Source organism: Photobacterium frigidiphilum, assembly GCF_003025615.1.
Lineage (GTDB): Bacteria > Pseudomonadota > Gammaproteobacteria > Enterobacterales > Vibrionaceae > Photobacterium > Photobacterium frigidiphilum.
Map to the genome: position 1 here is coordinate 29,818 of NZ_PYMJ01000025.1, position 23,096 is coordinate 52,913.

General features: G+C 43.4%; 18 protein-coding genes and 14 tRNA genes. 1 reads left to right on the forward strand and 31 read right to left on the reverse strand.

The genetic code is table 11. From position 1 onward, the window contains the following. Positions 1–8 precede the first annotated feature (8 nt). From oadA to C9J12_RS20225, 21 genes are all read right to left on the reverse strand, one after another. Complete coding sequence (gene oadA / locus C9J12_RS20125) at positions 9–1,784, reverse strand: sodium-extruding oxaloacetate decarboxylase subunit alpha (RefSeq protein ID WP_107244337.1); 1,776 nt, start codon at positions 1,782–1,784, stop codon at positions 9–11. Positions 1,785–1,827: 43 nt separating this feature from the next. Then, entirely contained in the window at positions 1,828–2,073 is a 246-nt protein-coding gene (locus C9J12_RS20130) for an oxaloacetate decarboxylase subunit gamma (protein ID WP_107244338.1), read from the reverse strand. A gap of 591 nt (positions 2,074–2,664) precedes the next feature. Further along, positions 2,665–2,741 (reverse strand) — tRNA-Arg (locus tag C9J12_RS20135). A 57-nt stretch (positions 2,742–2,798) separates the two neighbouring features. Next, positions 2,799–2,875: transfer RNA gene (locus C9J12_RS20140), tRNA-Arg, on the reverse strand. A gap of 54 nt (positions 2,876–2,929) precedes the next feature. Continuing rightward, positions 2,930–3,006, reverse strand: a tRNA-Arg gene (locus C9J12_RS20145). Between the two features lie 57 nt (positions 3,007–3,063). Next, positions 3,064–3,140, reverse strand: a tRNA-Arg gene (locus tag C9J12_RS20150). 57 nt (positions 3,141–3,197) lie between these two features. Beyond that, positions 3,198–3,274: transfer RNA gene (locus C9J12_RS20155), tRNA-Arg, on the reverse strand. A gap of 57 nt (positions 3,275–3,331) precedes the next feature. Beyond that, positions 3,332–3,408, reverse strand: a tRNA-Arg gene (locus C9J12_RS20160). A gap of 89 nt (positions 3,409–3,497) precedes the next feature. Next, positions 3,498–3,589: transfer RNA gene (locus C9J12_RS20165), tRNA-Ser, on the reverse strand. A 12-nt stretch (positions 3,590–3,601) separates the two neighbouring features. Beyond that, positions 3,602–3,678, reverse strand: a tRNA-Arg gene (locus C9J12_RS20170). A gap of 57 nt (positions 3,679–3,735) precedes the next feature. Next, positions 3,736–3,812 (reverse strand) — tRNA-Arg (locus tag C9J12_RS20175). Positions 3,813–3,869: 57 nt separating this feature from the next. Beyond that, positions 3,870–3,946 (reverse strand) — tRNA-Arg (locus C9J12_RS20180). A 90-nt stretch (positions 3,947–4,036) separates the two neighbouring features. Then, positions 4,037–4,128, reverse strand: a tRNA-Ser gene (locus C9J12_RS20185). A gap of 12 nt (positions 4,129–4,140) precedes the next feature. Then, a tRNA-Arg gene (locus C9J12_RS20190) sits at positions 4,141–4,217 on the reverse strand. A 54-nt stretch (positions 4,218–4,271) separates the two neighbouring features. Next, positions 4,272–4,348 (reverse strand) — tRNA-Arg (locus C9J12_RS20195). 38 nt (positions 4,349–4,386) lie between these two features. Next, positions 4,387–4,478 (reverse strand) — tRNA-Ser (locus C9J12_RS20200). 228 nt (positions 4,479–4,706) lie between these two features. Then, positions 4,707–4,904, reverse strand: coding sequence for a carbon storage regulator CsrA (csrA, locus tag C9J12_RS20205; RefSeq protein ID WP_011219641.1), 198 nt, complete (start codon positions 4,902–4,904; stop codon positions 4,707–4,709). Between the two features lie 85 nt (positions 4,905–4,989). Next, a complete protein-coding gene (locus tag C9J12_RS20210) occupies positions 4,990–6,168 on the reverse strand; it encodes an aspartate kinase (RefSeq protein WP_107244339.1) in 1,179 nt (392 codons plus the stop codon). A gap of 16 nt (positions 6,169–6,184) precedes the next feature. Continuing rightward, positions 6,185–8,806, reverse strand: a complete 2,622-nt coding sequence (gene alaS, locus C9J12_RS20215; RefSeq protein WP_107244340.1) for an alanine--tRNA ligase — start codon at positions 8,804–8,806, stop codon at positions 6,185–6,187. Between the two features lie 445 nt (positions 8,807–9,251). Then, a complete protein-coding gene (gene recA / locus C9J12_RS20220) occupies positions 9,252–10,313 on the reverse strand; it encodes a recombinase RecA (protein ID WP_107244341.1) in 1,062 nt (353 codons plus the stop codon). 125 nt (positions 10,314–10,438) lie between these two features. Beyond that, the gene (locus C9J12_RS20225) at positions 10,439–10,930 is read right to left on the reverse strand and encodes a CinA family protein (RefSeq protein ID WP_107244342.1); all 492 of its coding nucleotides are present in this window, start codon (positions 10,928–10,930) and stop codon (positions 10,439–10,441) included. A 247-nt stretch (positions 10,931–11,177) separates the two neighbouring features. On the opposite strand from C9J12_RS20225, the gene mutS reads away from it, so the two are divergent. Next, entirely contained in the window at positions 11,178–13,715 is a 2,538-nt protein-coding gene (gene mutS, locus C9J12_RS20230; protein WP_407675694.1) for a DNA mismatch repair protein MutS, read from the forward strand. A 138-nt stretch (positions 13,716–13,853) separates the two neighbouring features. Here mutS and rpoS read toward each other — a convergent pair whose 3' ends face one another. The 10 genes from rpoS to C9J12_RS20280 form a co-directional block, all read right to left on the reverse strand. Further along, positions 13,854–14,855, reverse strand: a complete 1,002-nt coding sequence (gene rpoS / locus C9J12_RS20235; protein ID WP_107244344.1) for an RNA polymerase sigma factor RpoS — start codon at positions 14,853–14,855, stop codon at positions 13,854–13,856. Positions 14,856–14,907: 52 nt separating this feature from the next. Next, positions 14,908–15,828 (reverse strand): murein hydrolase activator NlpD, encoded by a 921-nt coding sequence (gene nlpD / locus C9J12_RS20240; RefSeq protein ID WP_193944692.1) that lies wholly within the window; start codon positions 15,826–15,828, stop codon positions 14,908–14,910. Between the two features lie 4 nt (positions 15,829–15,832). Then, positions 15,833–16,462, reverse strand: coding sequence for a protein-L-isoaspartate(D-aspartate) O-methyltransferase (locus tag C9J12_RS20245; RefSeq protein WP_107244345.1), 630 nt, complete (start codon positions 16,460–16,462; stop codon positions 15,833–15,835). A gap of 2 nt (positions 16,463–16,464) precedes the next feature. After that, entirely contained in the window at positions 16,465–17,214 is a 750-nt protein-coding gene (gene surE, locus C9J12_RS20250) for a 5'/3'-nucleotidase SurE (protein ID WP_107244346.1), read from the reverse strand. Then, the gene (gene truD, locus C9J12_RS20255; RefSeq protein ID WP_041394817.1) at positions 17,195–18,253 is read right to left on the reverse strand and encodes a tRNA pseudouridine(13) synthase TruD; all 1,059 of its coding nucleotides are present in this window, start codon (positions 18,251–18,253) and stop codon (positions 17,195–17,197) included. Before truD ends, surE begins: the two co-directional genes overlap by 20 nt. 25 nt (positions 18,254–18,278) lie before the next feature. Further along, positions 18,279–18,752: a 2-C-methyl-D-erythritol 2,4-cyclodiphosphate synthase gene (ispF, locus tag C9J12_RS20260; RefSeq protein ID WP_006232582.1), complete on the reverse strand. Its 474-nt coding sequence runs from the start codon at positions 18,750–18,752 to the stop codon at positions 18,279–18,281. A gap of 5 nt (positions 18,753–18,757) precedes the next feature. Next, the gene (ispD, locus tag C9J12_RS20265) at positions 18,758–19,462 is read right to left on the reverse strand and encodes a 2-C-methyl-D-erythritol 4-phosphate cytidylyltransferase (protein WP_011219652.1); all 705 of its coding nucleotides are present in this window, start codon (positions 19,460–19,462) and stop codon (positions 18,758–18,760) included. 33 nt (positions 19,463–19,495) lie between these two features. Next, on the reverse strand, positions 19,496–19,771 hold the full coding sequence (ftsB, locus tag C9J12_RS20270) for a cell division protein FtsB (RefSeq protein WP_041394515.1): 276 nt from the start codon (positions 19,769–19,771) through the stop codon (positions 19,496–19,498). A 256-nt stretch (positions 19,772–20,027) separates the two neighbouring features. Beyond that, positions 20,028–21,329 carry a phosphopyruvate hydratase gene (gene eno / locus C9J12_RS20275; RefSeq protein ID WP_107244347.1) on the reverse strand — a complete coding sequence of 434 codons (1,302 nt, stop codon included), beginning with the start codon at positions 21,327–21,329 and terminating at the stop codon, positions 20,028–20,030. A gap of 83 nt (positions 21,330–21,412) precedes the next feature. After that, positions 21,413–23,050, reverse strand: coding sequence for a CTP synthase (locus C9J12_RS20280; protein WP_107244348.1), 1,638 nt, complete (start codon positions 23,048–23,050; stop codon positions 21,413–21,415). Positions 23,051–23,096 lie beyond the last annotated feature (46 nt).

The following is a 23,096-nucleotide window of genomic DNA, read 5'->3' on the forward strand; positions in this document are numbered from 1 at the left end:
GTACCCTCTTACGCCAAACTTAATATTGGCGAACCAACCGAAACAGAATCACCCTCTTTAACATGCAATTCTTGAATGACACCATTACGTGCTGCACGGATTTCTGTTTCCATCTTCATCGCTTCAAGCACAATCAAGACATCACCTTCAGACACTTGATTACCCGGCTTAACATTGATTCTAAAGATACTTCCCGCTAAAGGCGCTGAAATATCTTCCGCATTACTCGCTGCAGCGACGGGTGCGGAGGCTGATGTTGCAGATACAACACTTGATAGCTCACCACTTGGACCGACTTCTACGTTATAAACCTGCCCGTTAACTTTCACACTGTACGCTTCAATGCCGCCGGTAGAGGCGGCGGGTTTGGCAACTGGTGCAGTAACAGCAGATTCTGCTTCAGGTGCTGGTTCAAATGCTTCTGGGTTATTACGGTTTTTAAGGAACTTCAAACCAACTTGTGGGAATAACGCATACGTTAATACATCATCCACAGAGTCTTCAGCTAACTTGATATTGTCAGCTTCTGCTTTAGCCAGTAGGTCGTCCGTTAGGATTGAGAGTTCATCAGCAATAAGATCAGCAGGGCGACATGTGATAGGTTCAGCGCCTTCAAGCACTCGAGCCTGAAGCTCTGCATTCACTGGTGCAGGAGCTTTACCATATTCACCTTTCAGTATGCCAGCCGTTTCTTTCGCAATGTTCTTGTAGCGCTCACCCGTAAGCACATTCAATACCGCTTGAGTACCAACAATCTGCGATGTCGGTGTTACCAAAGGAATAAAGCCAAGATCTTTACGAACTCGAGGGATCTCTGCTAATACTTCATCAAAACGATCAGCAGCACCTTGCTCTTTTAACTGGCCTTCCATGTTAGTCAACATGCCACCAGGCACTTGCGCAAGAAGAATTCGAGCATCAACCCCTTTCAAGCTACCTTCAAATTTCGCATATTTTTTACGAACTTCACGGAAGTAAGTCGCAATAGGTTCAATCTGCTGCAGATCTAAGTTGGTATCACGCTCTGTGCCTTCCAGCATCGCAATGACAGTTTCGGTAGGTGTATGGCCATACGTTTGGCTCATTGAAGAAATAGCCGTATCAAGAATATCTAAACCAGCTTCTACCGCTTTTACTGCAGTTGCTGCAGACAATCCCGTTGTTGCATGGCAATGAAGGGCAAGCGGTACATCACATGATGCTTTAATGCGTTTAACTAACTCTTCTGCTTCATAAGGCTTAAGCAGACCAGACATGTCTTTAATACAAATAGAATGACAACCAAGATCTTCTAAGCGCTTAGCTAAATCAGTCCATGTATCTAAATTGTGCACAGGGCTTGTTGTGTATGAAATAGTACCTTGAGCATGAGCACCAACATCGATTGTTGATTTCACTGCTTTTTCAAAGTTACGTACATCATTCATTGCATCAAAAATACGGAATACATCCATACCATTTGCATGGGCACGTTCAACAAACTTCTCGACCACGTCATCGCCATAGTGACGATACCCCAATAGATTTTGCCCACGTAGCAACATTTGCATTGGTGTTTTAGGCATCGCTTGTTTTAAAGCCCGTAAGCGTTCCCATGGGTCTTCACCCAAAAATCGAATGCATGAATCAAATGTTGCTCCCCCCCATGTTTCAAGGGACCAATACCCCACGTTGTCTAACTGCTCTGCGATTGGCAGCATATCTTCAATACGCATGCGGGTGGCAAACAGTGACTGGTGTGCATCACGTAATACAACGTCAGTGATAGCTAAAGGCTTAGACATGATCAAAAACTCCTTGTAAGTGTAATTAGCCTATAAATCATTTTTAGGCATTACGTTGACGATACAGATGTACCGCGGCAGATATTGCTGCCACAACGTCAGGTTGAACCCCTGCGTGATTTGACTCAACATTTGTCATAGGCTTTGGAATTGATACTGCATCTGCAGGTGCCAGTTTTGACAAAAGTTGAACTAAATAGATTAAGGCGCTCAGAAATCCAAAAACCACAAACATGCCAGTTAACATTATTGTTGCTGCTTCCTGTAGCAAACTTCCTAAATCAGCCATCATAGATTCCTTTCATTATTTTGTGACTGGTGCGTTAAGGATTATCACGACATGGAAAAATAAGTCAAATTTATTAACAATATCACTTCATATAGTTGAAGATTGTACTCACTTTTACCTATCCAATAAGAAAATAGTGATAAAACAGCCTATTTCTCATAAATCGTAGAAAAATAAGTCACTAACAGTGCCCACTATCATTAAATAAATCAACAACAAGCTATATAAAACAACATATAAAACGCCACAACTTACGCTTACGTTAACGTAATGATAATGGAATAAATTGGATTTTTTACATTGGAAATAATGTTAAATCAAACAATTACAAATAACAGATAAAGAGTGCTATTGCATTCACAAAACTTATTGTTATTTAATATAACAAAATCAATTTGACGACCTTTTATTGGCTCGACTCCAACGGATAATTAAATAAAGTACCCAGTAAAATATCATGGTAAAACAAGGCTAAAAGTAACGCTTAAAGATACGTATTAAAAATGCAGTGTTATAAAGGTAGGTGGTATTGGAGATAGAATATCAAAATTTAGATACAAAAAAGCCCAGCCGAAGCTGAGCTTTAAATGATGGTGCACGCGGGAGGATTCGAACCTCCGACCGCCTGGTTCGTAGCCAAGTACTCTATCCAGCTGAGCTACGCGTGCACTAATTCTGTTTTAGCACAACGACAATCACGAAATACTGTCATTGCTTTTAAATGATGGTGCACGCGGGAGGATTCGAACCTCCGACCGCCTGGTTCGTAGCCAAGTACTCTATCCAGCTGAGCTACGCGTGCACTAATTCTGTTTTACAACGACAATCACGAAATACTGTCACTGCTTTTAAATGATGGTGCACGCGGGAGGATTCGAACCTCCGACCGCCTGGTTCGTAGCCAAGTACTCTATCCAGCTGAGCTACGCGTGCACTAATTCTGTTTTACCACAACGACAATTACGAAATACTGTCATTGCTTTTAAATGATGGTGCACGCGGGAGGATTCGAACCTCCGACCGCCTGGTTCGTAGCCAAGTACTCTATCCAGCTGAGCTACGCGTGCACTAATTCTGTTTTACTACAAAGACAATCACGAAACATTGTCACTGCGTTTAAATGATGGTGCACGCGGGAGGATTCGAACCTCCGACCGCCTGGTTCGTAGCCAAGTACTCTATCCAGCTGAGCTACGCGTGCACTAATTCTGTTTTACTACAATGACAATCACGAAATACTGTCATTGCGTTTAAATGATGGTGCACGCGGGAGGATTCGAACCTCCGACCGCCTGGTTCGTAGCCAAGTACTCTATCCAGCTGAGCTACGCGTGCACTGATGTTGCTTTACTTATCTTCCTGCTAAGAAAGATACTTATTAAAACGAGTCGCTACTAAGTAGCACACTAGCGTTAACGAAAGAATGGCGGTGAAGGAGGGATTCGAACCCTCGATACGGGATAAACCATATACTCCCTTAGCAGGGGAGCGCCTTCAGCCTCTCGGCCACCTCACCACACGAATTAGATGGTGCACGCGGGAGGATTCGAACCTCCGACCGCCTGGTTCGTAGCCAAGTACTCTATCCAGCTGAGCTACGCGTGCACTAATTTTGTTTTACTACAAAGACAATCATGAAACATTGTCACTGCGTTTAAATGATGGTGCACGCGGGAGGATTCGAACCTCCGACCGCCTGGTTCGTAGCCAAGTACTCTATCCAGCTGAGCTACGCGTGCACTAATTCTGCTTTACTACAAAGACAATCACGAAACATTGTCATTGCGTTTAAATGATGGTGCACGCGGGAGGATTCGAACCTCCGACCGCCTGGTTCGTAGCCAAGTACTCTATCCAGCTGAGCTACGCGTGCACTGATGTTGCTTTACTTATCTTCCGGCTAAGAAAGATACTTATTAAAACGAGTCGACTACTAAGTAGTACACTAGCGTTAACGAAAGAATGGCGGTGAAGGAGGGATTCGAACCCTCGATACGGGATAAACCATATACTCCCTTAGCAGGGGAGCGCCTTCAGCCTCTCGGCCACCTCACCACACGAATTAGATGGTGCACGCGGGAGGATTCGAACCTCCGACCGCCTGGTTCGTAGCCAAGTACTCTATCCAGCTGAGCTACGCGTGCACTAATTCTGTTTTACTACAACGACAACTGAAGAATGTCATTGCTTATAAATAATGGTGCACGCGGGAGGATTCGAACCTCCGACCGCCTGGTTCGTAGCCAAGTACTCTATCCAGCTGAGCTACGCGTGCACTGATGTTGCTTTTCCACAATGCCATTAAAAAGATAATGGCGGTGAAGGAGGGATTCGAACCCTCGATACGGGATAAACCATATACTCCCTTAGCAGGGGAGCGCCTTCAGCCTCTCGGCCACCTCACCGTGTTTCGGGGGCTCATATTACTGCCAGCCAAAAATAAGTCAAACACTTTATTGCCAAAAAACAGCAATCGCAGCACGCATGCACATTTAATAGCCAACAAGGCAACTAAACCAACGTAACTATCGAAATGTTTGGCATATTTCCGTCAAAGCTAACAAAAATATAATTTGTATCTAGATCAAGCTTGAGACAAAAAAGGCCAGCATAATATAGCCGACCTATTTGAATTAGAAGTTACCAGTACCTTGAGTTCCGTTTTCTTTTTCTGCTTGAATTCGCATGTAGATTTCTTCACGGTGAACAGATACTTCTTTAGGTGCGTTAACACCAATGCGAACTTGGTTACCCTTAACACCAAGTACAGTAACTGTTACTTCATCACCAATCATTAGCGTTTCACCAACGCGACGAGTCAAAATTAGCATTCGTGTGCTCCTTGAGTTATCTCAGTTTTATAAGAATTAATAGTTATTATCCAACAAAATTTACGATAGCGTAAATGGTCTCAGCTCAATAAATAGCGAGAAGTGGTGGATTATCCAGCCTTTGCTGGTCTACCACAAACCTTTTGTGGATGATATCAACAGCCAACTTATGATTATCTTTATCTATCAAAAAAGAAAGACAATCGGTTTGTTGCTGTTTATTGTGCACAATAATGCCAGCTTCTGATAAGAATACACGAATTTCATCCGCATACTCCAATATATCATTCCCTATCATAGATAGAGTCGAAACATCACCAATATGGCGCATTTTTTCATCTAACACTAGCCTAAGCCGTGCTAAATCGTCATTTGAAGCAACAATTTGTGTGGAATCTGCTTTTGCAGTCACACTCCAAACGTCTACCCCAAATAAACTTAATTGTCTTTGCAGTTCTTCTTTCGAGAGCTCAACATCTAACAATACCTGGTTACCTAAAATGGCAATACCAACAATAGAAGATGTTGACGCTATATCAAAAGTTACAAGTGTGCCCGCCCCTTCATCAAACGACGAAAGTACCCGTAAAGGAACATTGTGCTGAAGAGCATACTCAACTGACTGTAACTGTAGCACTTTAGCACCTTTACCCGCCATTGTTCTCATATGTTCAAAATGAACCACATCTAAACGTTTGGCATCAGGCACTAAACGAGGGTCTGTCGAATAGACCCCGTCTACATCTGTAAATATTTGGCATTCAGTTGCATTCAAAGCGCTCGCAATCGCAACGGCGGTCATATCTGAACCGCCTCGCCCTAAGGTCGTGATATTGTTATCACTATCACGCCCTTGAAAGCCTGCCACAACAACAACGTTACCTTGTTCAAGTAACGTTGTTAAACGCTTTGTCTCAACGTCTGTGATACTGGCATTATTAAATACATTATCCGTTCGAATAGTCACTTGATCAGCAGTTAAGGATTGCGCCTTAATGCCTCGCCTATTCAAAGCCATCGCAAGTAAAGCAATAGACACTTGCTCACCCGCTGATAATAAGACATCCAACTCTCTCGCCGTTGGAATCTCATCAATTTGTTTTGCCAACCCTAACAAGCGATTTGTCTCACCGGCCATGGCTGACAATACAACAACTATCTGATGACCTTGCTGATATGTTTTCATTACACGATCAGCTACAGCTTCAATTCGGTCAATACTACCTACCGACGTACCACCAAACTTCTGCACTAATAATGTCACTTCACCTCTCCAATATTTACAGTTTTTCAGTTAACCAAGGAGTAACTGATTCAAGAGCCGCTGGTAATGCAGCGGCATCGGTGCCGCCAGCTTGAGCCATGTCAGGACGACCGCCACCTTTACCACCAACTTGCTGAGCAACCATGTTAACAAGCTCACCCGCTTTTACTTTGCCAGTGAGATCTTTCGTTACACCAACGATCAAGCCAACTTTATCGCCACTCACGTTACCAAGCACGACGATACCGCTGCCTAACTTATTCTTTATTTCATCGAGCATGCCACGCAGTGCTTTATTGTCAGCGCCATCAAGCTGAGTTATCAATACTTTCACACCATTGATTTCTTTCGCTTGATCAAGCAAACCAGCACTTTCTTGTGCGGCAAGCTTATCTTGAAGCTGCTGAATATCTTTTTCTAATTGCTTGCTGTGTGCCAGTAACGCACTCACTTTTGTCGCAACAGAAGCAGCATCAGATTTAACAATACTTGCCGTTTCAGATAGCAATGCTTCTTGTGCATGTAATGCATCAATAGCCGCAGCACCCGTTACCGCTTCAATACGACGAATACCTGCTGCAATACCACCTTCAGAGGTGATTTTAAACAAACCAATATCACCAGTATTTTTCGCGTGAATACCACCACATAGCTCAGTTGAAAACTCACCCATGCTAAGTACGCGTACTTCATCATCGTATTTTTCGCCAAACAGTGCCATTGCACCTTTTTGCTTAGCAGATTCAATATCCATAATATTGGTATCGATATTGTGGTTTAAACGAATTTGTTCATTAACAACACGTTCGATTTCACGCAATTGCTCAGGCTTAACGGCTTCAAGGTTAGAGAAGTCAAAACGCAGTGCGTCAGGCTTCACTAATGAGCCTTTCTGAGCAACGTGCTCACCAAGCAAGTTACGCAATGCAGAGTGCAATAAGTGTGTTGCTGAGTGGTTCAATGTAATCGCCGTGCGACGGGCTACATCAACTTGAGCTTCAAGTTTATCGCCAACGTTAAGAGCACCTTGTACTAGTGACCCTTGATGACCGATTGCAGCGCCGAACTTTTGCGTATCAGACACATTAAACACTGTATTTTCTGCTGTTAGAACACCAGCATCACCACACTGACCGCCAGACTCTGCATAGAACGGCGTGTTATCAAGGATGATTAATGCATCTTCACCTGCAAGAATGCTATCAACCGCTTCACCATCACGGTAAAGCGCAATAATGCTGCTTTGTGCTGCTGTGCCTGTGTAGCCACAAAATTCAGTACTCGCGTCTACTTTGATTGATTCATTGTAATCAACACCAAATTTACCCGCTTCGCGCGCACGTTGACGTTGTGCTTCCATTGCATTGTTGAAGCCTTCTTCATCAATGGTGAAATCACGCTCACGTGCAACATCGTTGGTTAAATCTGCTGGGAAACCGTATGTGTCATACAGTTTAAATACCGTTTCGCCATCAAGCTCTTTGCCGCTTAAGTTATCTAAAGCGTCATTCAAGATTGTCAAACCACGGTCAAGTGTACGACCAAAATTGTCTTCTTCAATCTTCAATACTTTTTCAACAAGCGCTTGTTGTTTCTTCAGCTCATCACCAGCAGTGCCCATGATTTCAGCTAAAGGACCCGCTAGCTTGTAGAAGAACGCACCGCTTGCGCCTAATTTATTACCGTGGCGCACTGCACGACGAATAATACGGCGAAGCACATAACCACGACCTTCGTTTGAAGGCATTACACCATCAACGATCAAGAATGCACATGAACGGATATGGTCAGCCACAACGCGTAATGATTGATTAGACAAATCTTCGTAACCAATCACTTCTGCAGACTTTTTAATTAATGTCTGGAAGATATCAATTTCATAGTTAGAGTGAACGCCTTGCATAATTGCAGCAATACGTTCAATACCCATGCCTGTATCAACAGAAGGCTTAGGTAACGGCTCCATTGTACCGTCAGCTTGACGGTTAAATTGCATGAATACGTTGTTCCAGATCTCGATGAAACGGTCACCATCTTCTTCTGGTGTACCAGGACGACCGCCCCAAATGTGCTCACCGTGATCATAGAAAATTTCAGTACAAGGGCCACAAGGACCTGTGTCACCCATCTGCCAGAAGTTGTCTGACGCGTAAGGTGCACCCTTGTTGTCGCCGATGCGTACGATGCGATCGGCAGGGATACCCATTTCTTTATTCCAGATGTCGAATGCTTCGTCATCTGTTTCATAAATCGTTACCAATAGGCGATCTTGTGGTAATCCCAATACATCCGTTAAAAATTCCCAAGCATACTTAATCGCATCTTGCTTGAAATAATCACCGAAGCTGAAGTTACCCAGCATTTCAAAGAAAGTATGGTGACGGGCAGTAAAGCCAACATTTTCTAGATCATTGTGCTTACCACCGGCACGTACACAGCGTTGAGCAGTTGTCGCTCGAGTGTAGCTGCGCTTTTCAATACCTAGAAAAGTATCTTTAAATTGGTTCATACCTGCATTGGTAAACAACAACGTTGGGTCGTTGGCAGGTACAAGAGAAGAGCTCTCCACTATTTGGTGGCCTTTGCTCTCAAAAAACGCTAGAAACGCACGGCGAATCTCATCAGTGCTCATGTACATTGGGAAATCCTGAATAGATGCTTTATAGAAACCAGAATTATCGCCTTTAAGCGATAGTATCGGACTAAGATAAAATTTTTGGCGGTCATTGTAAAACAACCACTGTGGATACGGGAAATATTATGTTAAAAATTGGCGTAAATAATGACATCTTAACCGTTAAATATGCGGTTAATTACGGGAAGGAGGTTGTGTGACTGTTGTTAGACCCAATAGTTATAATTGATTTCAGGTTACCCATCATCACGAATATGCATACCAATCAACATCCCACTCTTCATCGCTGCTTATTTCGCTGATGTTTTATGGGGGCTATTCTTTGTCATATTAAATTCCATTAAACAAAAAGCGGGCTTTGTATACGCTACAAAGCCCGCTTTCTTATTCATTTATGAAAACTGTTCCAGAAGAGATATATCTTCATGTTACAGCTGCTTCAGCACTCTTATTTTAGAGCTTCAGCTGTATCTTTTTTTGAACCTGATTTTTTTTCATCAGTTTCTTCTGCTTCTTCCACTGCTGGTGATAACAGCATGTCACGCAGTAGTTTTTCAATCTCTTCAGCTATTGCTGGATTTTCGACTAGGTGTTTACAAGAATTAGCCTTACCTTGACCAATCTTATTACCTTTATAGCTGTACCAAGCACCCGCTTTTTCTACCAGCTTATTCTTAACACCTAGATCAATGAGCTCACCGTTACGGTTAAAACCTTGACCATAAAGAATTTGCGTTTCAGCCTGCTTAAACGGCGCGGCAATTTTATTTTTAACAACCTTGATGCGTGTTTCGTTACCAACAACTTCATCACCATCTTTAATTGCACCAGTACGGCGAATATCAAGACGAACAGAGGCGTAGAATTTAAGGGCATTACCACCCGTAGTCGTTTCTGGATTGCCAAACATTACACCAATCTTCATTCGAATTTGGTTAATGAAGATACACATGCAATTTGAATTTTTTAAATTACCAGTCAGTTTTCGCATGGCCTGCGACAACATCCTAGCTTGCAATCCCATATGGCTGTCGCCCATTTCACCTTCAATTTCGGCTTTCGGGGTCAATGCAGCTACAGAATCGACAACAATCAGATCAACGGCTCCAGACCGTGCGAGTGCATCCACAATTTCTAGCGCTTGCTCACCAGTATCAGGCTGAGAACACAGTAGTTGGTCAATATCGACACCCAGCTTCTGTGCATAGACAGGATCAAGAGCGTGTTCAGCATCAATAAAAGCACATGTTTTATTTGCGCGTTGTGCCGCTGCAATTGTCTCAAGCGTTAAGGTTGTTTTACCTGATGATTCAGGACCGTAAATCTCGACAATACGCCCCATTGGCAAACCGCCAGCACCTAGAGCAATATCCAGAGCTAAAGAACCTGTCGATACCGTTTCGATATCCATTGTCTTATTATCGCCCAATCTCATAATTGAGCCTTTACCAAACTGCTTTTCAATCTGGCCTAACGCTGCGGCAAGAGCCTTCTGCTTATTATCGTCCATTCGACTCTCCAACGGATGCTTAAATTAAATACTGGTGAACTTTATGCTGATTAGTATACTGTCTATTCATACAGTGTCTAGCACTGTGTGCAAATTTTATTGGGTAATTTGTTCAGACAATTTAATCAAACTAAAGTCTGTAAGCGCTGCAGCATGCCAGATAACGACTTTTCAATCGCTTGCTCTCTTACAGCGTTGCGATCACCATCAAACAAACAGGTTTCAGTATACAGCCACCCCGTTTTATCTGCCCAAGCAAGGCATACCGTACCAACAGGTTTTAATGCTGTACCACCACCGGGGCCAGCGATCCCACTGATAGCAACACTGATATTGGCATTAGAATTATCTAACGCACCTTTTGCCATTTCTATAACAACAGGTTCACTGACAGCACCATGTTTAACTAGTGTCTCAGCTTGTACATTAATCATTTGTTGCTTGGCTTCGTTACTGTAAGTCACAAACGCGCGGTCAAACCACGCAGAACTGCCTGCTATTTCAGTAATCGCCATAGATACACCACCACCAGTGCATGATTCAGCCGTTGTTGCGATCCAACTCTGCTGTGATAACGCCGCGCCCAACTGTTCAGCCAGTTCCACTACCCTATTCATCTCTCAATCCTTATTCGGTCAGCAACACTGTATTATTGGAAATCACCTTAAACCTATTTACCGCAAGCACCTCTATCAGGATATCTAAATAACCGCTACGGTTATCAACTTACTCACTTGAAAGTAAATTCCCTGTATTGAGACTTTGCCGACTAGTCTGATTCACGTATCCTTAGTACCAGAATTTAATCCAGCAGTAACAGTAGGCAATATCGTGACAGTAAAAGGTTTAGAAACACACACTCCCATGATGCAGCAATTTTTACGCATTAAAGCTGAAAACCCTGACACTCTACTGTTCTATCGCATGGGTGATTTCTACGAACTCTTTTTTGATGATGCTAAAAGAGCATCTCAACTACTGGATATTACGCTGACTAAGCGTGGTTCATCAAATGGTCAACCCATTCCTATGGCGGGCTTACCCTATCATGCTGTGGAAGGGTATTTAGCAAAGCTAGTTCAACAAGGTGTGTCTGTCGCTATTTGTGAGCAAATTGGCGATCCAGCAACAAGTAAAGGTCCCGTAGATCGTCAAGTTGTACGTATTGTGACACCGGGAACGGTCAGTGATGAGGCATTATTAAGCGAACGTCGAGATAACTTAGTGGCTGCTATTTATCAAAATAGCAAAGGCTTTGGCTACGCCACACTGGATATTACCTCTGGTCGTTTCATGCTCTCAGAACCTGAAACTGAAGAAGCAATGCAAGCAGAATTGCAACGCACCAGTCCAGCAGAGCTGCTGTACCCTGAAGACTTCACACAGATGCACATAATTGAAGCGATTAAAGGGACACGTCGTCGCCCTATTTGGGAGTTTGATCTAGATACTGCACGTCAGCAATTAACCATGCAATTTGGTACCCGTGATTTAATTGGCTTTGGTGTCGAAAAAGCGGAACGTGGGTTATCGGCTGCTGGGTGTTTACTGCAATATGTGAAAGATACTCAACGAACGGCCTTACCCCATATTCGGGCCATTACCTTAGATAGCAAAGATCATTCGGTTATTTTAGATGCTGCGACACGCCGTAATTTAGAACTGACCCAAAACTTATCTGGTGGCTTTGATAATACCTTAGCATCGGTACTTGACCATACAGCTACCCCGATGGGCAGCCGCTTATTAAAACGCTGGTTGCATCAACCCATTCGAGATACCAAGCAACTCAATCATCGCTTAGATGCTATCGCCGCATTTAAAGATACGGGCATGTTTATTGAGGTTGCTGAAGTATTACATCATATGGGCGATCTAGAACGTATTTTAGCGCGATTAGCACTGCGTTCTGCGCGCCCTCGTGATTTAGCCCGTATGCGTAGCGCATTACAATCTCTGCCTCAGCTAGCCGATTTATTGGCTGATATTGAGCAACCCCGTATCGGCGAGCTTGCACAGTCTTCTGCGCCAATGGACGATCTCTGTGAACTGCTTGAACGAGCGATTATAGAGAACCCACCCGTTATTATTCGTGATGGTGGTGTATTAGCACCAGGCTATAACGCTGAACTGGATGAATGGCGTGATCTTGCCGATGGGGCGAAAAAATTCCTTGATGATCTCGAAACTCGAGAACGAGAGCAGCATGGTATTGATAGTTTAAAAGTAGGCTTTAACCAGGTTCACGGTTTCTTTATCCAAATTAGCCGAGGACAAAGCCATTTAGCACCTGAGCACTATGTTCGCCGCCAAACCCTAAAGAATGCTGAACGTTATATTATTCCTGAGCTAAAAGAACACGAAGACAAGGTACTTAACTCTAAATCTAAAGCCCTAGGTTTAGAAAAGAAATTGTGGGAAGAACTGTTTGATCAGTTATTGCCTCACTTAGAGCTACTACAAAATGCAGCGAGTGCCTTAAGTGAATTAGACGTATTAGCCAATCTTGCAGAACGTGCTGACACCCTGAACTATTGCCGACCAGAGTTAACCGACCAAACGGGAATTGAGATAACCGCTGGTCGTCATCCGGTTGTCGAACAAGTACTGAGTGAACCGTTTATTGCTAACCCAATTTCTCTTCACCATGATCGTCGTATGTTAATTATTACCGGCCCAAACATGGGTGGTAAGTCGACCTACATGCGTCAAACAGCCCTTATTGCTCTTATGGCCCACGTTGGTTCGTTTGTGCCAGCAGAAGCCGTTAAAATAGGCTCTCTGGATCGTATTTTTACTCGAATTGGTGCCTCTGATGATTTAGCTTCAGGTCGTTCCACCTTCATGGTCGAGATGACTGAAACAGCCAATATTCTTCATAATGCAACAAGTAAAAGTTTAGTCCTGATGGATGAGATAGGCCGTGGTACCAGTACCTATGATGGCCTGTCATTGGCATGGGCAAGTGCTGAATGGTTAGCTGAAAAAATCTCAGCGATGACTTTATTTGCGACCCATTACTTCGAATTAACAGAGTTACCCTCCATGATGGATGGTTTAGCTAATGTCCATTTAGATGCGGTTGAACACGGTGATGAAATTGCTTTCATGCACGCCGTGCAAGAAGGTGCGGCAAGTAAATCTTATGGATTAGCCGTTGCCAGCTTAGCGGGTGTACCTAAAGCAGTTATCAAACGCGCGAAGGCTAAGCTAACCCAACTAGAAACAACGGGTCACCAACAAGCGATAAAAAACCCTTCGAAAGCACCGAGAGAAGAGCAGCAGCTGACGTTGCTTCCTGAACCGAGTGACGTTGAAGAGGCATTAGCCAAAGTCAATCCTGACGAGATGACACCACGCCAAGCATTAAACGAGCTATACCGATTAAAGGCATTGATGTAATCCGTTTAACCGTTAAACCGTTAAAATTCAGATAACAAAAAGGACGCATTAGCGTCCTTTTTGTTTCTTATATTTCTAGAATAAATGAAAAAATGTGTAGCAAAATGGGCTCATTTATTTCAACAAAATATAATCAAATTATTGCGCACCTTGATTAAACAACGACTCAATGTTCAGTCCTTGATGGGTCAACATATCACGTAAACGACGTAAGCCTTCAACTTGAATTTGACGAACACGTTCACGGGTCAAACCGATTTCACGACCAACATCTTCCAAGGTTGATGCTTCATAGCCAAGTAAACCGAAACGACGAGCAAGTACTTCGCGTTGCTTAGGGTTCAGCTCTTGTAGCCAATGAACGATGGAGTTTTTGATGTCGTCATCTTGCGTTGATGATTCAGGACTTCCCCCTTTTTCATCAGGAATAATATCAAGTAACGCTTTTTCAGAATCACCACCAATCGGATTGTCGACCGAGCTAACACGTTCATTCAAACGTAGCATGCGATTAACATCATCAACGGGTTTCTCTAATTTCAGTGCGATATCTTCTGCAGTAGGTTCGTGATCAAGCTTTTGAGCAAGTTCACGTGCAGTTCTTAGGTAAACATTCAGTTCTTTTACGACATGGATTGGTAAGCGGATGGTGCGGGTTTGGTTCATGATCGCGCGTTCTATTGTTTGGCGGATCCACCACGTTGCATAAGTCGAAAATCGAAAGCCTCGTTCTGGATCAAACTTTTCAACTGCTCGAATAAGCCCGAGGTTCCCCTCTTCCACCAGATCAAGCAAAGCAAGACCACGATTGCTGTATCGACGGGAAATTTTAACCACTAAACGTAAGTTGCTCTCAATCATACGCTTACGTGCAATTTCATCACCACGTAATGCCCGGCGCGCATACAATACTTCTTCTTCTGCCGTTAGCAGTGGTGAAAAACCAATTTCACCAAGGTAAAGTTGTGTTGCATCAAGCGCTTTTTGCGTGGTTCCATATTTAGAAACATCAACATCATTCGAGCTTTCTTCCGACTCAGCTTTAGTACTCGCTGCTGCCGCATCAGCTATTGCCTCGATATCAATATCTTCATCAAGGTTTAATGTGTCAGTTTTTTTTGCTGTGCTGCTTCTACTCATAGCGCCTCCCAGATGGCGAGTTAGCAAGACATTACAACTTCTCTATGTCATTCTATTTTTTGGGCAAATACCGCATTGGATCAACGGATTTACCTTTATAACGAATTTCAAAATGTAAACGAACGCTGCTTGTACCCGAGCTTCCCATTGAAGCAATCTTCTGCCCGGCTTTTACTGTTTGCTGCTCTTTCACAAGCATTTTATCGTTATGGGCGTAAGCACTAAGGTAATCATCGCTATGCTTAATAATAATGAGATTACCGTAGCCACGAAGTGCGTTACCAGCATAAACCACTCGACCATTTGCTGATGCAGCAATCGTTGCACCACGCTGACCGGCAATGTCTATGCCTTTATTTCCATTTTCTGAATTGGAAAACTTTGCTATAACGCGCCCATTATTTGGCCAGTTCCAACTAGCGACCTTGTTACTGGTCGTTGGTTTTTTTGTTGCCAAATTGTTGCTTTTTGTTACTTTTCGAGAGTACTCCTTTGTGCGATCTTGATCAACTTTTTTATTGACTGTTTTTTGCTCAACTTTCTTTTGTTGCACTGGAGGTTTGGGCTTCGTTTTTTTTTGCTGCGCAGGTGATTTTGGCTTAGCAGCATTAGCTGTTGTTTTTACTGGGGGTTTAACAACAACGACAGCAGCAGTGCCGTATTTAGGTGCAACGTATTTCGAATTCCAAAGCTCAAGTTTTTGTCCCGGATAAATCGTATAAGGGTATGACAATTTATTCTGAGCAATTATTTCTTTAACTTCTTTACCTGTTACATAAGAAATAAAATAAAGCGTATCGCCTTTTTGAACTCGATAGTAACTGCCGCGAAAACTACCACGATCAACTTGTGAGTAATCTTTATTAAGGCTAGAAACAGGTGCAGGCGTGTGACTGCTACAGGCAGACAACAGCAGCAGACAAGCTGCAACTGAGGCTATACACCATATGTTTCCCTTCACACGCAGCCCCATCACTTTATGCTAAATCTCCGGCAACCAAAGGAACAAACCTAACGGCTTCAATATCTTGAGAAACAAACTGTTCGCCATTACGAGTGATCTTTTTTAATACTTGTAAGTCATCGCCAACAGGAATAACTAACCGCCCACCGTCAGTAAGCTGCGCCAATAATTCCATAGGCATTTCTTCTGCGGCTGCGGTAACAATAATGGCATCAAATGGGCCTTTATTATGCCAACCTTTCCATCCATCCCCATGTTTAGTCGATATATTATGGAGATTTAATTGTTTTAGACGGCGTTTAGCTTGCCATTGTAGTGCTTTAATACGCTCAACTGAATATACATGATCAACTAATTGGGCGAGTACCGCGGTTTGGTAACCCGATCCAGTGCCAACTTCCAACACGTGTGATTGTGCCGTTAATTCGAGTAACTCTGTCATCTTACCGACGATATAAGGTTGAGAAATGGTCTGTCCGCTGCCGATGGGTAATGCATTATTCTCATACGCTTGGTGAGAAAAAGCCTCATCAATAAACAGTTCTCTTGGAACGCTGGTTATTGCATTGAGTACTTTCTCATTTCGAATACCATGACGTTGTAAAATAACCATCAAGTTATGTCGTTCTTTCGCGTAGCGCATCCCTATTTTTTCCCCACTTCATTCATCCATAACTCAACACCCTCAAGAGCATCATGCGCCGTTAAATCAACCTGCAACGGAGTAATCGACACCAAGTTTTGCTCTACAGCATGAAAATCAGTGCCCGGCCCAGCATCTTGGCATGCCCCTGGAGGACCTAACCAATATAATACTTTCCCTCTAGGATCCACATCTTTAACCATCTGTTCTGCACGATGGCGGGCACCTAAACGCGTCACTTTCCACCCCTTTAACTCAGAAAAAGGAATGTCAGGTACATTGATATTCAATATTTTATTTTTAGGTAATGGCTTCTCTAGCAAGTTCACAACAATACTTTTTACCACTTGTGCTGCGGTATCAAAATGCGTTGAACCTACCAATGAAATCGCAATAGCAGGTACTCCTAAGAAGTGCCCTTCTGTAGCAGCTGCAACCGTACCGGAATACAGCACATCATCGCCCAAATTAGCACCGTGGTTAATGCCTGCCACCACGATATCGGGTCGATAATCTAGCCATTCATTCAAGGCAAAATGCACGCAATCTGTCGGAGTGCCATCGACAGAAATACGCCTATCTCCCTCTTCGCGAATACGAAGAGGGTAATCGAGAGTCAACGAATTCGATGCGCCAGAGCGGTTTCGATCAGGAGCAACAATAGTCACTTCTCCCAGTTCACTTAACACTGTCGCTAGCGTGTTAATGCCCTCGGCAAAAATGCCATCATCATTACTGATCAATATTCGCATGCGTACTACCTTCTTGTTCGACAAGTAATTCTCTGACTACTGACGTCGCAAAACAGCCAGCAGGTAACGCAAATGATAATACAACATCATTGCCATCAAACTGCCATTCCATCTCTTGCGGTTTCAGTAATAAAGTACGACGTTCATGGCGCATTCGATTATCACAGATCAACTTCAGTAATGAAGGTTCATTAGCAATAATGGCTAACTCAAAAGCCTCTGCATCTGCAGCTGTCGGTAATGCATTATCGCCCACTAACGGTGCAGTAATGTTAACAAGCCCCTTATCAATACTAGCTTGCAATTCTTCGGTAATAGATTCTGCAAGGAAGCAATTGTCTTCGCCGGCATTTTGAAGGCAATCACCAACCATTAGCGAATTCACGCTGCCTTGTTCAATACGGGTTGATAACACCATATTAAATAGCCATGAACGAGCGGCTGACAAGTAAAAACTGCGCTTGCTTTTATCACGTAAGCGGAACTCGTCATTGCCCCAGCTGCGTGCTTTAATCACATTATTACCACCGTGACCAAAACGTTGCTGACCAAAGTAATTTGGCACACCGTGCATTTTTACTTGTTCTAGTTTTAGGGCTAATTCTTCAGGGTTTGTTAGATCGAGTAAACGAATCTGAAACCAGTTACCAACAAGATCACCCGGTCGTAATTTTTTGTCATGACGTGTTGTTTCTAGTACTTCAATACCTGGATGCTCAGCAACAAAATCCGTTAAATCAGGATCTGCCTTACCCGGCAAGTGAACACTGATCCATTGCTCAGTCACAGCATGGCGATCTTTAAGGCCGGCCCAGCTCACATCTCGAGATTTAACACCGCAAGCCTTCGCAAGTTCATTCACTACATATTTGGTATTTTCACCCACTTTGCGGATCTTTACCATGAAGTGCTCGCCTTTGCCTGCGAACTCAAAGCCTAAATTTTCTTTTACGATGAAATGCTCTGGCAGTGCTTTAATTTGCCCCTGACATGTTGGTTTTTCATATAGCCAACAAAATTTATCCATTACATTCAGCATATTATCAGACATTACAACACCGTCATTATTGAGCATTAATTAGTACTACCGCTTCGCAAGCTATGCCTTCTTTGCGCCCAGTAAAACCGAGACGTTCTGAAGTTGTCGCTTTAACATTAACATTGCCGATATCTGTTTCTAAATCTTCGGCAATCGCTTGGCACATCGCATCAATATACGGGGCCATTTTAGGGGCTTGGGCAATGATCGTTACATCAAGATTACCAAGTCGATACCCTTTATCTTTTACTTTACTGTAGACATCTCGCAATAAAAAACGGCTATCAGCACCTTTCCACTCTGCGTCTGTATCTGGAAAGTGACGTCCAATATCACCCGCGCCAATAGCGCCTAACAAGGCATCACAAACGGCATGAAGTGCAACGTCGCCATCTGAGTGGGCAATAAGACCTTGCTCATAAGGGATAGCAACACCACCAATAATGACGGGACCTTCACCACCAAACTTATGTACATCAAACCCGTGTCCAATTCGCATCCGATTTATTCCTTCATTAATTGTTCTAAGTAGAAACCAGCCAAGGCTAAATCTTCAGGTTGGGTCACCTTAAGGTTATCTGAACGCCCTTTTACTAGCTGTGGGATATACCCACAATACTCCAGAGCCGACGCCTCGTCGGTAATAACCGCACCTTCTTTGAGTGCGTGCTGTAATGAATCTTTTAGTTGCTTCACTTTAAACATTTGCGGTGTAAGGGCATGCCAAAGATTATTGCGATCAACCGTTGATACAATGCCCTGCAGCCCATTAATTTGCTGGCAACCTCGCTTCATTGTATCGCGAACCGGAGCCGCAAGGATCGCTCCACTGTCACTGCGTATCGCCGCCTCAACAAGCCGTTCTAAATCATTAAGCCGCACACAAGGACGAGCAGCATCATGAACCAACACCCAAGTATTTTCATCATCAATCGCGGCTAAACCAGCAAACACAGAATCTGCACGCTCGGCACCACCATCAACCACGGTTATACGTGGGTCGTTAGCCAGTGGCAGTGAAGCAAAATAGGGATCTGTTTGGCTAATCGCAATAATCACCCGTGTAATGGCGGGGTGACTAAACAAACGATCAATCGTGTGTTCTAAAATTGTTTTACCCGCGATATGTAAATATTGCTTAGGGCGATCAGCAGCCATACGGCTACCAATACCAGCAGCAGGAACAACTGCGGTAAGCTGTTGAGTCATAGCAAAATTCATTCTGAGTTAAAATTAAGGTGATTAGTTCTCGCCGATGATCCGGAAGAAAGTTTCATTTGGCTTAATCATACCAAGCTCACTTCTTGCCCGTTCTTCTACCGACTCTTGACCACGATGCAAATCATCAATTTCAGCGTACATTTGTTGATTACGTTGAACGAGTTCCGCATTGGCTTTTTGCTGAATACCAACATTAGCTTCAACGGCTAAATAATCCATCAAGCCATTTTTACCCAACCAAAAATCATATTGTAGCCAACACAAAGTAGCCAGTAGCAGCACAGATAACAGACGCATGCACTTCCCCACTTTTCTTGTTAATTATTTAATACTCATCATATGAGGATAAATAGCCATTACATTGGTTAACGATAAGCTAAGCAGTGAAATGAATATTCGCTGTAATAATCCCATAAAGCGCACTTTGTGACTAGCACTAGGCTTTTACTCTGGCTTGTTCTGAGATAAAAAGACACGAGATATAAAAAAACCGCCTCAAAAGAGGCGGTTTCAGAAGAATCAGGGTTAAGAACCCAAAGTCATTGCTTAATAATTAAGCTTGACCTTTAACTTCTTTAAGACCGTTGAAAGGTGCTTTCGCGCCTAGAGCTTCTTCGATACGAATTAGCTGGTTGTATTTAGCAACACGGTCAGAACGGCTCATAGAACCAGTCTTGATTTGGCCTGCAGCTGTACCTACCGCTAGATCAGCGATAGTTGCATCTTCAGTTTCGCCAGAACGGTGAGAGATAACTGCTGTGTAACCAGCATCTTTAGCCATCTTGATTGCAGCTAGAGTCTCTGTTAGAGAACCGATTTGGTTGAACTTGATAAGGATAGAGTTAGCAACGCCTTTCTCGATACCTTCAGCAAGAATCTTCGTGTTTGTAACGAATAGATCGTCACCAACGATTTGAATCTTGTCGCCTAGAAGTTCAGTTTGGTGCTTGAAGCCAGCCCAATCTGATTCGTCAAGACCGTCTTCGATAGATACGATTGGGTATTGGTTAGCAAGGTCTTGTAGGTAGAAGTTAAACTCTTCAGAAGTGAAGATTTTGCCTTCGCCTTTCATGTTGTAGTTGCCAGCTTCTTTGTCGTAAAACTCAGATGCAGCACAGTCCATTGCTAGCGTAACGTCTTTACCTAGCTCGTAACCAGCAGCTTCAACAGCTTCTTTGATTGCAGCTAGTGCAGCAGCGTTAGATTCTAGGTTAGGAGCGAAACCACCTTCATCACCAACTGCAGTGCTTAGGCCTTTAGACTTAAGTACTTTAGCAAGGTTGTGGAATACTTCAGCGCCAATACGTAGTGCTTCTTTAAGAGTCTTTGCGCCAACAGGCTGAATCATGAACTCTTGGATATCAACGTTGTTATCAGCGTGCTCGCCACCATTGATGATGTTCATCATTGGTAGAGGCATAGAGAATACGCCAGCAGTACCGTTTAGTTCTGCAATGTGCTCGTATAAAGGCATGCCTTTAGCTGCAGCGCCTGCTTTAGCGTTTGCTAGAGAAACAGCAAGGATTGCGTTAGCACCAAACTTAGACTTATTTTCAGTACCGTCTAGGTCGATCATTACCTGATCGATTGCAGCTTGGTCTGTTGCATCTTTACCAAGTAGTGCTTCAGCGATAGGGCCGTTTACAGCTTCAAGAGCTTTAAGTACGCCTTTACCTAGGAAGCGAGATTTGTCGCCGTCACGTAGTTCAAGAGCTTCACGAGAACCAGTCGATGCGCCAGATGGAGCAGCAGCCATACCGACGAAACCGCCTTCTAGGTGAACTTCAGCTTCTACTGTTGGGTTACCACGTGAATCGATGATTTCACGACCTAGAACTTTAACGATCTTAGACATTGTGTTTCCTCTTGCTTATCTTCAATTTAAAAGCTAAAAAATAGCCATAGCGAGTTATCTCTACAGCTATCCGTAATCCTTACTTATTTAAGTTCACCACGCAGTTGTTGACCTGCTGCCTTCACGAAACCTTCAAATAGAGGGTGACCATCGCGAGGAGTTGATGTGAACTCAGGGTGGAATTGAGCAGCCACAAACCATGGGTGGTTAGGTAGTTCAATAATTTCCACTAATTTCTTGTCTGCTGACAGACCTGAAACTTTCAATCCAGCTTTTTCTAGTTGCGGAAGCAAATTGTTATTCACTTCATAACGGTGACGGTGACGCTCATGAATGCTTGCGTTACCATAAAGCTCACGCGCTTTAGAACCGTTTTTCAGGTGGCATAACTGAGCACCAAGGCGCATTGTACCACCAAGGTTTGAATCCTCTGTACGCTCTTCCACCTTGCCTTTACTGTCAATCCATTCAGTGATTAGACCCACCACTGGGTTTTTAGTTTCAGCATTAAATTCAGTTGAGTGTGCATCAGCCAAACCTGCAACATTACGGGCAAATTCAATCAACGCAACTTGCATACCCAGACAAATGCCTAAGTACGGAATTTTGTTTTCACGAGCATATTGTGCGGTACGGATTTTACCTTCAATACCACGACCGCCGAAGCCACCAGGAACTAGAATTGCATCTAGACCTTCAAGCATTTCAAAACCTTTAGCCTCAACATCTTGTGAGTCAATGTATTTGATCTTCACTGAGAGACGATTTTTCAGGCCAGCGTGTTTTAATGCTTCGTTAACTGACTTGTAAGCATCAGGCAGCTCAATATACTTGCCTACCATACCGATGGTTACTTCATCGGTTGGGTTTGCTTCTTCGTAGATAACTTGTTCCCACTCAGCCAAGTTAGCTTCTGGTGCTGTAATACCAAAGCGCTTACAAACAAAATCATCAAGACCTTGCGCTTTGATTAACTGAGGGATTTTGTAGATTGAATCTACATCTTTCATTGAGATTACTGCTTTTTCCTGCACATTACAGAACAGTGCAATTTTTGCACGTTCGTTCGCAGGAATAACACGGTCAGAACGACAGATCAAAATGTCAGGCTGAATACCGATAGAACGTAATTCTTTTACCGAGTGTTGCGTTGGCTTCGTTTTCACTTCACCAGCCGCAGCCAGGTAAGGAACTAACGTTAGGTGCATAAACATAGTACGTTCACGACCTTTTTGTACTGCTAACTGACGAATTGCTTCCATAAACGGTAACGATTCGATATCACCAACAGTGCCACCAACTTCAACGATAGCAATATCGTGGCCTTCAGCACCTGCAATCACACGTTCTTTAATTTCGTTCGTGATGTGAGGAATTACCTGAATAGTTGCACCAAGGTAGTCTCCGCGACGCTCTTTACGAAGTACTTCTTCGTAAACACGACCAGCTGTAAAGTTATTACGCTTAGTCATTTTAGTACGGATAAAACGCTCATAGTGACCTAAATCAAGGTCGGTCTCTGCACCGTCTTCCGTAACGAATACTTCGCCGTGTTGAGTTGGGCTCATTGTGCCTGGGTCAACGTTGATGTAAGGGTCTAGTTTCATCATGGTCACTTTAAGACCACGTGCTTCTAAAATTGCCGCTAATGATGCTGCTGCAATGCCTTTACCTAGTGAGGATACGACCCCGCCCGTAACAAAAATATAATTCGTTGTCATGATTAACCTGGAAGATTGGTGTAGAGGAAAAAGTGTATCTGGACGG

Excerpts from the sequence above, each read along its gene's own strand:
- ftsB (WP_041394515.1), bottom strand. The coding sequence starts at position 19,771 with ATGCGTCTGTTATCTGTGCTGCTACTGGCTACTTTGTGTTGGCTACAA.
- eno (WP_107244347.1), bottom strand. The coding sequence starts at position 21,329 with ATGTCTAAGATCGTTAAAGTTCTAGGTCGTGAAATCATCGATTCACGT.
- C9J12_RS20130 (WP_107244338.1), bottom strand. The coding sequence starts at position 2,073 with ATGGCTGATTTAGGAAGTTTGCTACAGGAAGCAGCAACAATAATGTTA.
- C9J12_RS20245 (WP_107244345.1), bottom strand. The coding sequence starts at position 16,462 with ATGCGCTACGCGAAAGAACGACATAACTTGATGGTTATTTTACAACGT.
- ispD (WP_011219652.1), bottom strand. The coding sequence starts at position 19,462 with ATGACTCAACAGCTTACCGCAGTTGTTCCTGCTGCTGGTATTGGTAGC.
- recA (WP_107244341.1), bottom strand. The coding sequence starts at position 10,313 with ATGGACGATAATAAGCAGAAGGCTCTTGCCGCAGCGTTAGGCCAGATT.
- truD (WP_041394817.1), bottom strand. The coding sequence starts at position 18,253 with ATGCTGAATGTAATGGATAAATTTTGTTGGCTATATGAAAAACCAACA.
- rpoS (WP_107244344.1), bottom strand. The coding sequence starts at position 14,855 with ATGAGTAGAAGCAGCACAGCAAAAAAAACTGACACATTAAACCTTGAT.
- ispF (WP_006232582.1), bottom strand. The coding sequence starts at position 18,752 with ATGCGAATTGGACACGGGTTTGATGTACATAAGTTTGGTGGTGAAGGT.
- C9J12_RS20280 (WP_107244348.1), bottom strand. The coding sequence starts at position 23,050 with ATGACAACGAATTATATTTTTGTTACGGGCGGGGTCGTATCCTCACTA.
- oadA (WP_107244337.1), bottom strand. The coding sequence starts at position 1,784 with ATGTCTAAGCCTTTAGCTATCACTGACGTTGTATTACGTGATGCACAC.
- nlpD (WP_193944692.1), bottom strand. The coding sequence starts at position 15,828 with ATGGGGCTGCGTGTGAAGGGAAACATATGGTGTATAGCCTCAGTTGCA.
- mutS (WP_407675694.1), top strand. The coding sequence starts at position 11,178 with ATGATGCAGCAATTTTTACGCATTAAAGCTGAAAACCCTGACACTCTA.
- surE (WP_107244346.1), bottom strand. The coding sequence starts at position 17,214 with ATGCGAATATTGATCAGTAATGATGATGGCATTTTTGCCGAGGGCATT.
- csrA (WP_011219641.1), bottom strand. The coding sequence starts at position 4,904 with ATGCTAATTTTGACTCGTCGCGTTGGTGAAACGCTAATGATTGGTGAT.
- C9J12_RS20225 (WP_107244342.1), bottom strand. The coding sequence starts at position 10,930 with ATGAATAGGGTAGTGGAACTGGCTGAACAGTTGGGCGCGGCGTTATCA.
- alaS (WP_107244340.1), bottom strand. The coding sequence starts at position 8,806 with ATGTACATGAGCACTGATGAGATTCGCCGTGCGTTTCTAGCGTTTTTT.